Genomic DNA, 13,949 nt, shown 5'->3' with positions numbered 1-13,949 from the left:
CGCCGGGCGGCTGTGGCCGCGGCGTGCGCCTATCGTGGGGGCGGTGGCACCGCGCGTGCGCGGTGGCGCCGCCCCGACCCGTCAGCCACGTAAGGACGCCGCCCCCATGACCCGCGTGATCGCCGGAGCCGCAGGCGGACGACGGCTCGCCGTGCCGCCCGGACGATCGACCCGTCCCACCTCCGACCGGGCCAGGGAAGGGCTCTTCTCCAGCTGGGGCGCCGAGCTGGAGAGCGGCTGGAGCGGTCTTCGGGTGCTCGACCTGTACGGCGGCTCCGGGGCGGTGGGCCTGGAGGCGCTCTCCCGGGGGGCCGCGCACGTCCTGTTGGTGGAATCCGACGCCCGTGCGGCCCGCACGATCAGGCAGAACGTCGAGGCGCTCGGCCTGTCGGGCGCCGAGGTGCGAGCCGGGCGGGCCGAGCAGGTCGCCGCGAGTTCACCCCGGTTTCCCTACGACGTCGTCTTCCTGGACCCGCCCTACGCCGTCACGGACGATGATCTCCGGGAGATCCTCCTCACACTCGCCGATCAGGGGTGGTTTGCCGACGAGGCACTGGTCACCGTGGAGCGGAGCACGAGGGGCGGCGCGTTCGGCTGGCCCGAGGGCTTCACGGGGCTGCGCTCCCGCCGCTACGGCGAAGGGACGCTCTGGTACGGTCGCGCCGCCCGACAGGACGTTACCGACGCGTCATGACCAGCTCGGAGAGCGAGGAAACGCCAGTGCGCCGCGCAGTCTGTCCGGGGTCCTTCGATCCCATCACCAACGGCCACCTCGACATCATCGCCCGGGCCGCCAAGCTCTACGACGTCGTGCACGTGGCCGTGATGATCAACAAGAGCAAGCAGGGCCTGTTCACCGTCGAGGAGCGCATCGCCCTCATCGAGGCGGTCACCGCCGACTTCGGCAACGTGGTCGTGGAGGCCTTCCACGGGCTGCTGGTCGACTTCTGCAAGCAGCGCGACATCCCCGCGATCGTCAAGGGGCTGCGGGCCGTCAGCGACTTCGACTACGAGTTGCAGATGGCCCAGATGAACATCGGCCTCTCCGGCGTCGAGACGCTCTTCGTCCCGACCAACCCGACCTACAGCTTCCTCTCCTCCAGCCTGGTCAAGGAGGTCGCCACCTGGGGCGGTGACGTCTCCCACCTCGTGCCGCCGCAGGTCTCCGCCGCGCTGGCCGAACGGCTCGCCGGGAAGTGACCCGCCGGGAGGGGGAGTCACCGTCCACCCCTCGCGCTGTTCCCCCGGCGGCCGGTGCCCGTACAGTCGCTCCCGTGGACGTACAGTCAAGACTCGACGACATCGTCGCGGCGGTCCGTAGCGCCCGTTCCATGCCCATGTCGGCCTCCTGCGTGGTCAACCGGGCCGAACTGCTCGCGTTGCTGGAGGAGGTGCGCGAAGCCCTCCCCGGCTCCCTCGCGCAGGCCCGGGAACTCCTGGGCGGCCGGGAGCAGATGGTCGCCGAGGCCCAGGACGAGGCGCGGCGGATCATCGAGGCGGCGCACTCCGAACGCGGCTCCATGGTCTCCGGGACGGAGGTCGCCCGCCGGTCCCAGCTGGAGGCCGAACGCATCCTGGCCGAGGCCCGTCGGGAGGCGGAGGCCATCCGCGCCGAGGCGGACGACTACGTCGACAGCAAGCTGGCCAACTTCGAGGTCGTCCTCAGCAAGACGGTCGACTCGGTGGGCCGTGGCAAGGACAAGCTCCTCGGCCGGGCGCCCGGTGCCGACGGCCCCGCCGACGGCGACGGGTCGGACGGCCCCGACGGGCTCGCCGCCCCCGAGCGTCCGGCCGACCCGGCCGAGCTGCGGGACCGGGCCGACGCCTACGTGGAGGCGCAGTTCCAGGCGATCGAAGCGGTGTTGACGAAGACGCTGGACGCCGTCGGCAGGGGTCGCAAGAAGCTCACCGGCCACCGTCCGATGGACGATCTCGCCGCGCACCTGGCCGCCCAGGACGAGGCGGGCGGCGAGGGCCACCACCAGGTCCACGTCTCGGACGCCGACTACCTCGCCGGTCTCGCGGAGCCGCGGCCCACCGCGGCGCCGCAGGGCCACGCCCCCCAAGCGCCGGGCGTCGTGCCCGGTGCCGTCCCGCCCGAGCACGGGGCCGTGCCCCCGCCGGCCGTGGCGCCGCCCGAGCCGGCGGCGGACCCGTACGCGCCGGCCGCCGCCTACGACCAGCAGGGCTACCCCGTGGCGTACGCGCAGCAGGCCGACGCCTACGGACAGGGCGGCTACGGCTACCCGCCGCAGCAGGAGCCGTTCCCCCCGGATCCGTACGCCCGGCAGGACGGGTACGCCCAGCAGGACCCCTACGCGGCCCAGCGGGACGCGTACGCCCACGGCTACCCGCAGCAGCCGTACCCGGACGCCTACGCCCAGGACGGTACCTACGCCGGTCAGAGCGGCTACCCCCAGCAGCCGCAGGCCCAGCAACAGCAGCAGGCCCCGGCGCTGGACGAGACCAGCTTCTTCGACACCAGCATGATCGACATGGAGCAGCTGCGCCGCTACGAGGAGGGCCGCTGACCGTGCGCGTCGGGCCCGGCCGCCGGGCCTTCGGCGGCTGACCACGCACGATTGGGCCGATCCGGGCGGGTGAAGTATCCTGGCTCATCGGTCGCGCGTACGTCCGCGACGTTCCGCTGCCCGAGGACCCGCCGGGTCGGCCGTCACACCGATGAAAGCAGGAAGCCCTGAACGCCCCCCTCGACCACCGTGCTCCGCTCGTGTTCGACACGCGCGAGCTGGGCCGTCGTCCCGGTGCGATGAAGCGGCTCACCCGCACGGTGGACGCTCCGAAGGACCTCGGCACGGAGGTCATCGGCGTGCCCGAGGGCGCTCCTGTCGAGCTGGACCTCCGGCTGGAGGCGGTGATGGAGGGCGTGCTCGTCACGGGTACCGCCGACGCACCGCTGACCGGGGAGTGCGTAAGGTGTCTGGAGCCGCTGGAGCAGGAATGCGAGGCGGACTTCCAGGAGCTGTTCTCCTACCCCGAGACCGACGACCGCGGCCGTGTCGCGCACGTCGCCGAGGACGCCGAGGGCGCCGGGGACGAGGAGGGCGTGCTCCACCTCGAGGGCGACCTGTTCGACCTCGAACCCGTGCTGCGGGACGCGGTGGTGCTGTCGCTGTCCATGCAGCCCGTCTGCCAGGAGGACTGCCCGGGGCTCTGCCCGCGGTGCGGCTTCCGGCTGGCGGACGATCCGGACCACCAGCACAACGAGGCCGCCGACATCCGGTGGGCGGCCCTGGAGGGACTCGCCGAGGACATCCGCCACGGCGAGAAGGACAACGTGAACGGCACCGCACCCGGTGCCGACGAGAAGCAGGAGAAGTAGCCGTGGCCGTTCCCAAGCGGAAGATGTCGCGCAGCAACACGCGCCACCGCCGGTCGCAGTGGAAGGCTGCGGTCCCCACTCTGGTGGCGTGCGAGCGCTGCTCGGAGCCCAAGCAGCAGCACATCGCGTGCCCGAGCTGCGGCACCTACAACAAGCGTCAGGTTCTGGACGTCTGATCGGCGGGTGACAGGCTCCATGTCAGACGCCAGTACGCCCAAGCGGGCAGCGGCGGGTCTGGTGGATGCGGCCTCGTCCCACACGCTTCTGGAAGGGCGGCTCGGGTATCACCTTGAGTCCGCCCTTCTGACGCGTGCGCTGACGCACCGCAGCTTCGCGTACGAGAACGGCGGGCTCCCCACGAACGAGCGCCTGGAGTTCCTCGGCGACTCGGTCCTGGGTCTCGTGGTGACCGACACGCTCTACCGCACCCATCCCGAACTGCCCGAGGGCCAGCTAGCGAAGCTGCGTGCCGCGGTGGTCAACTCCCGGGCCCTCGCCGAGGTGGCCCGTGGCCTCGACCTCGGCGCCTTCGTGCGCCTGGGCCGGGGGGAGGAGGGGACCGGCGGCCGGAACAAGGCATCGATCCTCGCGGACACCCTGGAAGCGGTGATCGGTGCCGTCTACCTCGACCAGGGGCTGACGGCGGCCGAGGAGCTGGTCCACCGGCTCTTCGACCCGCTGATCGAGAAGTCCGCGGGGCTGGGCGCCGGCCTGGACTGGAAGACCAGCCTCCAGGAGCTCACGGCGGCCGAGGGGCTCGGGGTGCCCGAGTACGCGGTCACCGAGACCGGCCCCGACCACGAGAAGACCTTCACGGCTGCCGCCCGCGTCGGTGGTGTCGCGTACGGCACCGGCACCGGCCGCAGCAAGAAGGAAGCGGAACAACAGGCGGCCGAGACCGCCTGGCGGGAGATCCGCGCGGCCTCGGACGCCGCGCGGGCCGAGGGCGGCGCCGCCGCGGCGTCCGGCGGGGCCCCCGCCGGATCGGCGAGCTGAGGCTCGCGTGCCCGAGCTGCCCGAGGTGGAGGTCGTCCGGCGCGGTCTGGACCGCTGGGTCGCCGGCCGGACGGTCGAGGCCGTCACCGTCCTCCACCCGCGTGCGGTCCGCCGTCACGTCGCCGGGCCGACCGACTTCGCGGCCCGGCTCGTCGGCCGCCGCCTCGACGCCGTCGAGCGCCGGGGCAAGTACCTGTGGCTGCCGCTCGGCCCGCCCGGCACCGCGCCGGGCGGGGCCGGGCCGCCGGAGTTCGCCGTCCTGGCCCATCTCGGGATGAGCGGCCAGCTCCTCGTCCAGCCCGCCGCCGCGCCCGACGAGCGGCACCTGCGGGTGCGGGTCACCTTCGCCGACGAGGCCGAGGGCGAGCTGCGCTTCGTCGACCAGCGCACGTTCGGCGGGCTCTCCCTCCACCCGGTGACGGCGGAGGGGCTTCCCGAGGTGATCGCGCACATCGCCCGGGACCCGCTCGACCCCGCGTTCGACGAGGCGGCCTTCCACGCCGCGCTGCGGGCTCGCCGCACGACGGTCAAACGCGCGTTGCTCGACCAGTCACTGATCAGCGGTGTCGGCAACATCTACGCCGACGAGGCCCTCTGGCGCTCCCGGCTGCACTACGACCGGCCGACCGCCACCCTGACGCGGGCGCGGTCGTCGGAGCTGCTCGGCCACGTCCGCGACGTGATGAACGCGGCGCTGGCGGTCGGGGGCACGAGCTTCGACAGCCTCTATGTGAACGTCAACGGGGAGTCCGGGTACTTCGACCGGTCCCTGGACGCCTACGGACGCGAGGACGAGCCGTGCCGCAGGTGCGGTGCGCCGATACGCCGCCGCCCGTGGATGAACCGCTCCAGCTACCACTGCCCCCGCTGCCAACGGCCCTGGCGCCCGCGCACGGCGGGAGCCGGGGCCGGCCGGGTGGGTCAGTAGCCGAAGGCCTGGGTCCACCAGGGTCCGCCGCCCGCGAAGTGCGCGCCGACGCCCAGAGTGGTGAAGTCGCAGTTCAGGATGTTGTCGCGGTGCCCGGTGCTGTTCATCCAGGCGTCCATCACCGCCTCGGCGTCCGCCTGGCCCCGGGCTATGTTCTCGCCGCCCATGTGGTCCACGCCCGCGTCGTCGGCCCGGTCCCACGGGCTGCGGCCGTCGGGGTCGGTGTGTGAGAAGAAGCCGCGGACGGCCATGTCCCTGCTGTAGTCGCCCGCCAGCTTCGCCAGCTCCGCGTCGGCCCGCACGGGGCCGCATCCGGCCCGTCCGCGTTCCTGGTTGACGAGGGCGAGCACGCGGGCCTCGGCGGCGGAGTGGACGCCGGAGTCCCCGGGTGTCGTGGGCGCCTTCGACGGGGGCGCCTCGGGCTTCGGAGCGGCGGGGGTCGGCGCCGGCTTGGTCGTCCGGTCCGGTTCCGGTTCGGCCGGGCGCTTCGTCTCCGGCGGCGCGGAGGACTGCTCCGCGGGCTTCTTCGAGGGCGTCTCGGACGGCTTCGCGCTCGTCGAGGGCTCGGCCGACGGGGACGCGGAGCGCGCCTCGCCGCGTGAAGCGCCTTCGCCGTCCCGCTCCCCGGCGCCCTCCGAAGCGCCGGGTGTGCCGGAGGCCGAGTCCTCTGCCCGCACGGACGTGGCCGGCCCGTCGTCGGTGAACCCGAATCCGTCACCGAGCCCGGGCACCAGGCCCGATCCCACCGCGACCGCACCCACCACGGCCACCGTGGACACGCCGAGCGCTCCGGCTCGGAGCGGCGTCACCCTGCGTTTGCGATGTCGGTTGCGGCCCATTGCGGCGGTCCTCACGTGCTCGACGGCGATGGTTCACTCGAAGGAGTGAGATGTGTTCCGGGACAGTACGCCATCACCCTCGCCGCGGAGGTGCGCCGGGTGGAACTCGGCGGATAGCGTGCGTCACATGAGCACGATGGGGAACGGACCGGCCACCGGGCCGCGGGAGGAGCCCGGGGCGGACGGGGGACGCGCCGTGCCCGGCGGCGGCGACCCGACGGACGTCCGGCTCACGGCCTGGGTGCGCGGGACCGTCCAGGGGGTCGGTTTTCGCTGGTACACCAGGGCCAACGCGCTGCGCATCGGTGAGCTGACGGGCTTCGCCGTGAACCTCCCGGACGGCCGGGTCCAGGTCGTCGCCGAAGGGCCCCGAACGCACTGCGCCGCCCTGCTGGACTGGCTCACGGGCCCGCGGACACCCGGCGACGTGACCGGTGTCACGGAGATATGGGGTGCGCCGCGCGGCGGCTACCCGGACTTCGAGATCCGTTGACCGCCGGGCGACCTTGATGTCCGTGGGGTGAATTGGTTGCCAATCGCGGCGTGACGTGCAAGGCTGCCGGACGAGTGATCCACAAGAGGAGCTCCGCACCGCGCGGGGCCCGCCGCTCCGGCGCCCTTGCCGCCGTCGAGCCGGGCCGTCCGCGTACACGGGCGTGATCGTGTTGACCGTCGTAACTTTTGGTGAGACGCTGGAAGCCCCGCGCACCTTGCTCGTTCGATCCTGTGAACGTGCTTGAGCAGGCGCCGCGGGAGCCCATCCCTCACGGCCCAGACGACCCACCCTTCTGCGGTCGGTCACTCAGTGTGGAGGACCATCCATCATGGCAAAGGCGCTTCTCGGTTACGTCGGCGGCTCCGACCCCCGAGTCCTCGCCGAGATGCGACGGCTTCAGCAGCGTGTTCAGGACCTGGAATCCGAGCTGATCCGGATGCAGGCCCAGAACGACGCGCTGTCGGCCGCCGCACGCGATCACGGCGACTCGCTGCTTGACAGCATCGACGTTTCCCAGGGCGAGCCTGCTCTCACCTGACCCGAACCCGGGCAGGTGCGCGCCAGGCGCTCACCACTGTGCAGAACTGCGAGGGACGCTTCGGCGTCCCTTCGTCATGTCGTCCGCCGTTCGTGACCCGCCCCCTGTTTCGCCCACCGGCCGTCGGTTCTTCGTTACCGAGTGATGTGCCCGGCGCCTTCAGCGGCGAAACCGCGTCACAGCGGTAAAGTCACACGCCGTGCACCTCAAGAGCCTGACCCTGCGCGGGTTCAAGTCCTTCGCCTCGGCCACCACGCTGCGCTTCGAGCCCGGCATCACCTGTGTGGTCGGGCCGAACGGCTCGGGCAAGTCGAACGTGGTGGACGCCCTGTCGTGGGTGATGGGGGAGCAGGGCGCCAAGTCCCTGCGCGGGGGCAAGATGGAGGACGTCATCTTCGCCGGGACGTCCGGCCCCTCGGGCCGGGCCGCGCTGGGCCGCGCCGAGGTCTCCCTCACGATCGACAACGCCGACGGCGCGCTGCCCATCGACTACGCCGAGGTCACCATCACGCGGATCATGTTCCGCAACGGGGGCAGCGAGTACCAGCTCAACGGGGACACCTGCCGTCTGCTCGACATCCAGGAACTGCTCTCCGACTCCGGTATCGGCCGCGAGATGCACGTCATCGTCGGTCAGGGGCAGCTCGACGGCGTCCTCCACGCCGACCCGACCGGGCGCCGTGCCTTCATCGAGGAGGCCGCGGGCGTCCTCAAGCACCGCAAGCGCAAGGAGAAGGCGCTGCGGAAGCTCGACGCGATGCAGACCAACCTGGCCCGCGTCCAGGACCTCACCGACGAGCTCCGCCGCCAGCTCAAGCCGCTCGGTCGGCAGGCCGCCGCAGCCCGGAAGGCCGCCGTCATCCAGGCGGACCTGCGCGACGCGCGGCTGCGTCTGCTGGCCGACGACCTGGTGGCACTCCAGCAGGCGCTGCGCGCCGAGGTCGCCGACGAGGCGGCGCTCAAGGAGCGCAAGGACGCCGCCGAGACCGCGCTGCGCACCGCCCAGCAGCGGGAGACGGCCCTGGAGGACGAAGTGCGCCGCCTCACGCCGCGTCTTCAGGAGGCCCAGCAGACCTGGCACGCGCTCTCGCAACTCGCCGAACGCGTACGCGGGACCGTCAGCCTCGCCGACGCCCGCGTCACCAGCGCCCGCGGTGTGCCCGTGGAGGAGCGGCGCGGCCGGGAGCCGGAGGAACTGGAGCGCGAGGCCCGGCGCGTCCGTGAGCAGGAGGCCGAACTCGAAGCCGCGCTGGAAGCGGCCTCCCGGGCGCTGGAGGACACCGCCGAGCACCGCGCGGAGCTGGAGCTCCGCCTGGCCGAGGAGGAGCGTCAGCTCAAGGACGTGGCCCGCGAGATCGCTCGGCGCCGTGAGGAGCTGGCCCGGCTGGGCGGGCAGGCGGGCGCGGCCCGGAGCAGGGCCGCCTCCGCGCAGGCCGAGATCGACCGGCTGAGCGCGGCGCGGGACGACGCCCGGCGGCGTGCGCTCGCCGCACAGGAGGAGTACGAGACGCTCCAGGCCGAGGTCGACGGTCTCGACGAAGGGGACGCCGAACTGGCCGCCCGGTACGAGGCCGCCCGCGAGGAGCTGGCGCGGGCGGAGACGGAGGCGGGCGCCGTCCGCGACGCACTGGCCGCCGCCGACCGGGAGCGCGCCGCCACCTCGGCACGCCGGGAGGCCCTCGCGCTCGGCCTGCGCCGCAAGGACGGCACCGGCGCGCTCCTGGAGGCGCGCCACGAGCTCGCCGGAGTGCTCGGCCCGGCCGCCGAACTGCTGACCGTCACGCCCGGGTACGAGATCCCGGTCGCCGCCGCGCTCGGTGCCGCGGCCGACGCCGTCGCCGTCGACGGGCCGGGCGCGGCGGCGGAGGCCCTGCGACGGCTGCGCAAGCTCGACGCCGGCCGGGCGACCCTGCTCGTCAGCGGGGCCGGACCGCCCGACGCGGCTCTCGGGCGGGAGGGCCTGACCTACGCCGCCGGGCTCGTCCGCGGCCCGGAGGAGTTGCTGCCCGCCGTGCGGCGGCTGCTGGCCGACGTCGTCGTCGTCGACACGCTGGAGGCGGCCGTCGAGCTGCTGCGCGCGGTGCCGGGGATCACCGCGGTCACGGCCGAGGGCGATCTGCTCGGGGCGCACGTCGCGCAGGGCGGCTCCGCCGGAGCGCCGAGCCTGCTGGAGACCCAGGCGGCCGTGGACGAGGCCGACAGCGCGCTGGAGCGGCTGGAGGCGCGCTGTGCGGAGCTGACCGCGGCCCGGGACCGGGCCGCCGAGCGGCACCGTGAGTGTGCTGCGGCGGCCGAGGAGCTGGGCCGTCGGCGCAGCACGGCCGACCGGGAGAAGTCCGCCGTCGCCGCCCGCCTCGGTCGGCTCGCGGGGCAGGCCAAGGGGGCGGCGGGGGAGGCGGAGCGCTGCGAGGCGGCGGTGGCCAAGGCCGAGGACGCGCTGGCGCAGGCGACCGGGGCCGCCGCGGAGCTGGCCGAGCGGCTCGCCGTCGCGCAGGAGGCGGCCGACACCCTGGAGGAGCCGGACCCGGCCGTGCGCGACCGGCTCGCCGCCGACGGCGCCAACGCCCGCCAGACGGAGATGGAGGCCCGCCTCCAGGTCCGCACGCACGAGGAACGCGTCAAGGCGCTGGCGGGCCGGGCCGACGGGCTGGACCGGGCCGCGCGGGCCGAGCGGGAGGCGCGGGAGCGCGCCGAACGGCGTCGCGCCCGCGCGCGTCACGAGGCGGCGGTGGCCGTGGCGGTGGCGGACGGGGCCCGGCAGCTGCTGGCCCACGTCGAGGTGTCCGTGACCCGGGCCGAGCAGGAACGCGGTGCGGCGGAACGCGCGAGGGCGGAGCGGGACCGTGAGCTGACGGCCGAGCGTGCCCGGGGCCGGGAGCTGAAGGCCGAACTGGACAAGCTCACGGACTCGGTCCACCGGGGGGAGGTCCTGGGCGCCGAGAAGCGGATGCGCATCGAGCAGGTGCAGGCCCGGGCCCTGGAGGAGCTGGGCGTCGAGCCGGACGTCCTGGTCGCCGAGTACGGACCCGACCAGCCCGTGCCCCCCTCGCCGGCGGCCGAGGGCGAGGTGCTGCCCGAGGACCCGGACCACCCGCGCAACCGCCCCGTTCCGTTCGACCGGGCGGAGCAGGAGAAGCGGCTGGCCGCCGCTGAGCGCGCCCACCAGAAGCTCGGCAAGATCAATCCGCTGGCCCTGGAGGAGTTCGCGGCTCTGGAGGAACGTCACCAGTTCCTCAGCGAGCAGCTGGACGACCTGAAGAAGACGCGCAGCGATCTGCTCCAGGTCGTCAGGGACGTGGACGAGCGGGTGCGGCAGGTCTTCACCGAGGCCTTCCACGACACGGCCCGCGAGTTCGAGGGCGTGTTCTCGCGCCTGTTCCCGGGTGGCGACGGACGGCTCGTGCTGACCGACCCCGACGACATGCTCACCACCGGCGTCGACGTCGAGGCGCGCCCGCCGGGCAAGAAGGTGAAGCGGCTGTCGCTGCTCTCGGGCGGGGAACGCTCGCTGACGGCCGTCGCGCTGCTGGTGTCGATCTTCAAGGCGCGGCCGAGTCCGTTCTACGTGATGGACGAGGTCGAGGCCGCGCTGGACGACACCAACCTCCAGCGACTCATCCGCATCATGAAGGAACTGCAGGAGAGCTCGCAGCTCATCGTGATCACCCATCAGAAGCGCACGATGGAGGTCGCCGACGCGCTGTACGGCGTGTCGATGCAGGGGGACGGCGTCTCCAAGGTGATCAGTCAGCGACTGGGCTGACCGGGCGGCTCGGTGGAGCGGCCCCCGCGGCGGAAGCGGACTCACACTCCCTCACTACATTTCTTGAACGTTGCGATCCGGCGTCTCGGAGATCGAGAGTTCTCTCCGAGGTATTGACTTCGAAACTTGAACGCATAGTGTCTGCGGAGTCGTTTCCGGCGTACAGCCGGTGGTCGCGGGCAGACGTGCACCACCGGACAGCGACCCACCCCCACGCCCGGCACCGCGGCCGGGCCCGCAGGAGTACCACTGTGACCAGCACCGAGCAGGTGGATCCGGACGCCGTAGGGCGGCCCCGGCAGCTCACCTACGTCGTCTTCATCGCCGCGTCGGCCGCCATGGGCGGCTTTCTCTTCGGCTACGACAGTGCCGTGATCAACGGCGCCGTGGAAGGCATCCGGGGGAAGTTCGACGTCTCCGACGCCACCCTGGGCGCCGTGATCGCCATCGCCCTGCTCGGCGCGGCGCTCGGCGCCATGATCGCCGGGCGCCTGGCCGACCGCCTCGGACGTCTGCGGGTCATGCGGCTCGCGGCCGTGTTCTTCGGCCTCAGCGCCCTGGGCTCCATGCTGCCGTTCACCCTGTGGGACCTGGCCGTGTGGCGCACCCTGGGCGGCGTGGCCATCGGCATGGCCTCCGTCATCGCCCCGGCCTACATCGCCGAGGTCGCCCCCGCCGCCTACCGCGGGCGGCTCGCCTCCTTCCAGCAGGCCGCCATCGTGCTCGGCATCGCCTGCTCCCAGCTCGTCAACTACGGACTGCTCACCCTCGCCGACGGCGAGCAGCGCGGAGAGCTGCTCGGGCTGGAGGCCTGGCAGCTCATGCTCGGCATCGAGATCGTGCCCGCGCTCGTCTACGGACTGCTCGCGCTACGGATCCCCGAATCGCCGCGCTACCTGGTGGCCCGGGGCCGCACCGGCGAGGCCGAGGCCGTGCTGGCCCAGGTCGAGCCGCAGCGCGTGGACGTGCGCGCCGAGGTCGCGCGCATCGCCACCCGGATGCACCGGGAGCACAAGCCGAGCCTGAAGGACCTCACCGGCGGTCGCTTCGGCCTGCTGCCGATCGTGTGGGTCGGCATCGGCCTGTCGATGTTCCAGCAACTCGTCGGCATCAACGTGATCTTCTACTACAGCTCCTCGCTGTGGCAGTCCGTCGGCATCGACCCCGCCGACTCGTTCCTCTACTCCTTCACCACGTCGATCATCAACATCGTCGGCACGGTGATCGCGATGATCTTCGTGGACCGGCTGGGCCGCAAGCCGCTCGCCCTGGTCGGTTCCGTCGGCATGGCGATCTCCCTCGCCGTCGCCGCCTGGGCGTTCTCCTTCAAGACGGGCACCGGCGACGACGTCAGCCTGCCCGACGCACAGGGCGCCGTCGCCCTGGTCGCCGCGCACTCCTTCGTGCTCTTCTTCGCGCTGTCGTGGGGTGTCGTCGTCTGGGTGATGCTCGGCGAGATGTTCCCGAACCGCATGCGGGCCGCCGCTTTGGGCGTCGCCGCCGGCGCCCAGTGGATCACCAACTGGCTGATCACCGCGAGCTTCCCCTCGCTCTCCGAATGGAACCTCTCCGGCTCCTACATGATCTACACCGCCTTCGCCGTGCTCTCCGTCCCGTTCATCCTCAGGTGGGTGCCGGAGACGAAGGGCAAGGCGTTGGAGGAGATGGGCTGACCCGACCCCGCCGCCCTCTCCTCAGCGCTGCCCCGGCTCGCCCGAGCCGGGGCAGCGTCGCGTCCCGGCGATGGCCGATACTGGTCGGGCCGCGCATCCGACAAGCCGCCCAGCCGCCCAGCGGAACATCGGGCGACAGACTAGGGAACCCATGGACATCGTCATCCTGCTCGTCGTCATCGCCGTGGTCGCCCTCGGTGTCATCAGCGGGCTCGTCGTCAGCGGGCGCCGCAAGAAGGAGGTGCCGCCGCCGGAGGGCGACGCACCGACGACCACCGCACCGCCGGGGGAACCGCACGTCGGCGAGGAGGCCGAGGGCGCCCCCGAGGCACCGGGCCGCACCATCGACGAGGTCGGGCTCCCCGGCGTCACGGACGCACCGCCCGTCACCGAGGAGGTGGCGCCCCCGCCGCCCGTCGAGGTCCCCGAGCCGTCCGCCGGCCGACTCGTCCGGCTGCGCGCCCGCCTCTCGCGGTCCCAGACCTCCCTCGGCAAGGGCCTGCTCACCCTCCTCTCCCGCGACCACCTCGACGAGGACACCTGGGAGGAGGTCGAGGACACCCTCCTGACCGCCGACGTCGGCGTCACCCCCACCCAGGAGCTGGTCGACCGACTGCGCGAGCGCGTCAAGGTGCTCGGCACCCGCAGCCCCGGGGAACTGCGCGCCCTGCTGCGGGAGGAACTGCTGACCCTCGTCGGCACCGACCTCGACCGCACCGTCCACACCGAGACCTCCGGAGCCGTGGACCGGCCCGGTGTCGTCCTGGTCGTCGGCGTCAACGGCACCGGCAAGACCACGACCACCGGCAAGCTCGCCCGCGTCCTCGTCGCCGACGGGAAGTCCGTGGTGCTCGGCGCGGCCGACACCTTCCGCGCGGCCGCCGCAGACCAGCTCCAGACGTGGGGCGAGCGGGTCGGCGCCCGCACCGTGCGCGGCCCCGAGGCCGGTGACCCCGCCTCCGTCGCGTTCGACGCCGTCAAGGAGGGCACCGCCGAGGGCGCCGACGTCGTCCTGATCGACACGGCCGGACGTCTGCACACCAAGACCGGGCTCATGGACGAACTCGGCAAGGTCAAGCGCGTCGTGGAGAAGCAGGGCCCCGTCGACGAGGTCCTGCTGGTCCTGGACGCCACCACCGGGCAGAACGGCCTGGTGCAGGCGCGCGTGTTCGCCGAGGTCGTGAACATCACCGGCATCGTGCTCACGAAGCTGGACGGCACCGCGAAGGGCGGCATCGTCATCGCCGTGCAGCGGGAGCTGGGCGTGCCGGTGAAGCTGGTCGGCCTGGGGGAGGGGCCCGACGACCTCGCGCCCTTCGAGCCGGAGGCGTTCGTGGACGCGCTGCTCGGCGACTGACGCACCGTGCGGCCGG

General features: G+C 73.0%; 13 protein-coding genes. 12 read left to right on the top strand and 1 reads right to left on the bottom strand.

Annotated features, from left to right (window positions below; genetic code table 11):
• Positions 1-106: 106 nt before the first annotated feature.
• The 7 genes from rsmD (at position 107) to mutM (ending at position 5,267) form a co-directional block, all read left to right on the top strand.
• On the top strand, positions 107-694 hold the full coding sequence (rsmD, locus tag IF129_RS24165; protein WP_191211938.1) for a 16S rRNA (guanine(966)-N(2))-methyltransferase RsmD: 588 nt from the start codon (positions 107-109) through the stop codon (positions 692-694).
• Positions 695-720: 26 nt separating this feature from the next.
• A complete protein-coding gene (coaD, locus tag IF129_RS24160) occupies positions 721-1,200 on the top strand; it encodes a pantetheine-phosphate adenylyltransferase (RefSeq protein ID WP_191211937.1) in 480 nt (159 codons plus the stop codon).
• A 74-nt stretch (positions 1,201-1,274) separates the two neighbouring features.
• Positions 1,275-2,531 carry a cell division initiation protein gene (locus IF129_RS24155; protein WP_191211936.1) on the top strand — a complete coding sequence of 419 codons (1,257 nt, stop codon included), beginning with the start codon at positions 1,275-1,277 and terminating at the stop codon, positions 2,529-2,531.
• Between the two features lie 167 nt (positions 2,532-2,698).
• Positions 2,699-3,343 carry a YceD family protein gene (locus tag IF129_RS24150; RefSeq protein ID WP_224755520.1) on the top strand — a complete coding sequence of 215 codons (645 nt, stop codon included), beginning with the start codon at positions 2,699-2,701 and terminating at the stop codon, positions 3,341-3,343.
• Positions 3,344-3,345: 2 nt separating this feature from the next.
• A complete protein-coding gene (gene rpmF / locus IF129_RS24145) occupies positions 3,346-3,519 on the top strand; it encodes a 50S ribosomal protein L32 (RefSeq protein ID WP_191211935.1) in 174 nt (57 codons plus the stop codon).
• A 19-nt stretch (positions 3,520-3,538) separates the two neighbouring features.
• The gene (gene rnc / locus IF129_RS24140) at positions 3,539-4,339 is read left to right on the top strand and encodes a ribonuclease III (RefSeq protein ID WP_191211934.1); all 801 of its coding nucleotides are present in this window, start codon (positions 3,539-3,541) and stop codon (positions 4,337-4,339) included.
• 7 nt (positions 4,340-4,346) lie between these two features.
• Positions 4,347-5,267, top strand: a complete 921-nt coding sequence (mutM, locus tag IF129_RS24135; protein ID WP_191211933.1) for a bifunctional DNA-formamidopyrimidine glycosylase/DNA-(apurinic or apyrimidinic site) lyase — start codon at positions 4,347-4,349, stop codon at positions 5,265-5,267.
• Here mutM and IF129_RS24130 read toward each other — a convergent pair.
• The gene (locus tag IF129_RS24130) at positions 5,261-6,076 is read right to left on the bottom strand and encodes a CAP domain-containing protein (RefSeq protein ID WP_191211932.1); all 816 of its coding nucleotides are present in this window, start codon (positions 6,074-6,076) and stop codon (positions 5,261-5,263) included. The two genes, mutM and IF129_RS24130, sit on opposite strands and share 7 nt — an antisense overlap.
• Positions 6,077-6,242: 166 nt before the next feature.
• Here IF129_RS24130 and IF129_RS24125 point away from each other — a divergent pair, with 166 nt between their 5' ends.
• The 5 genes from IF129_RS24125 (at position 6,243) to ftsY (ending at position 13,933) form a co-directional block, all read left to right on the top strand.
• Complete coding sequence (locus IF129_RS24125) at positions 6,243-6,599, top strand: acylphosphatase (RefSeq protein WP_191211968.1); 357 nt, start codon at positions 6,243-6,245, stop codon at positions 6,597-6,599.
• A 331-nt stretch (positions 6,600-6,930) separates the two neighbouring features.
• Positions 6,931-7,140, top strand: a complete 210-nt coding sequence (locus IF129_RS24120; RefSeq protein ID WP_191211931.1) for a hypothetical protein — start codon at positions 6,931-6,933, stop codon at positions 7,138-7,140.
• A 199-nt stretch (positions 7,141-7,339) separates the two neighbouring features.
• Complete coding sequence (smc, locus tag IF129_RS24115) at positions 7,340-10,903, top strand: chromosome segregation protein SMC (RefSeq protein ID WP_191211930.1); 3,564 nt, start codon at positions 7,340-7,342, stop codon at positions 10,901-10,903.
• Between the two features lie 251 nt (positions 10,904-11,154).
• Complete coding sequence (locus IF129_RS24110; RefSeq protein WP_191211929.1) at positions 11,155-12,576, top strand: sugar porter family MFS transporter; 1,422 nt, start codon at positions 11,155-11,157, stop codon at positions 12,574-12,576.
• Positions 12,577-12,727: 151 nt separating this feature from the next.
• Positions 12,728-13,933, top strand: coding sequence for a signal recognition particle-docking protein FtsY (gene ftsY / locus IF129_RS24105; protein ID WP_191211928.1), 1,206 nt, complete (start codon positions 12,728-12,730; stop codon positions 13,931-13,933).
• Positions 13,934-13,949 lie beyond the last annotated feature (16 nt).

This window comes from Streptomyces chumphonensis (assembly GCF_014779715.1).
In the GTDB taxonomy this organism is placed as follows: domain Bacteria; phylum Actinomycetota; class Actinomycetes; order Streptomycetales; family Streptomycetaceae; genus Streptomyces; species Streptomyces chumphonensis.
Note: the sequence above shows the minus strand (reverse complement) of the source record. Positions and strands in the feature narration are given on the sequence as shown.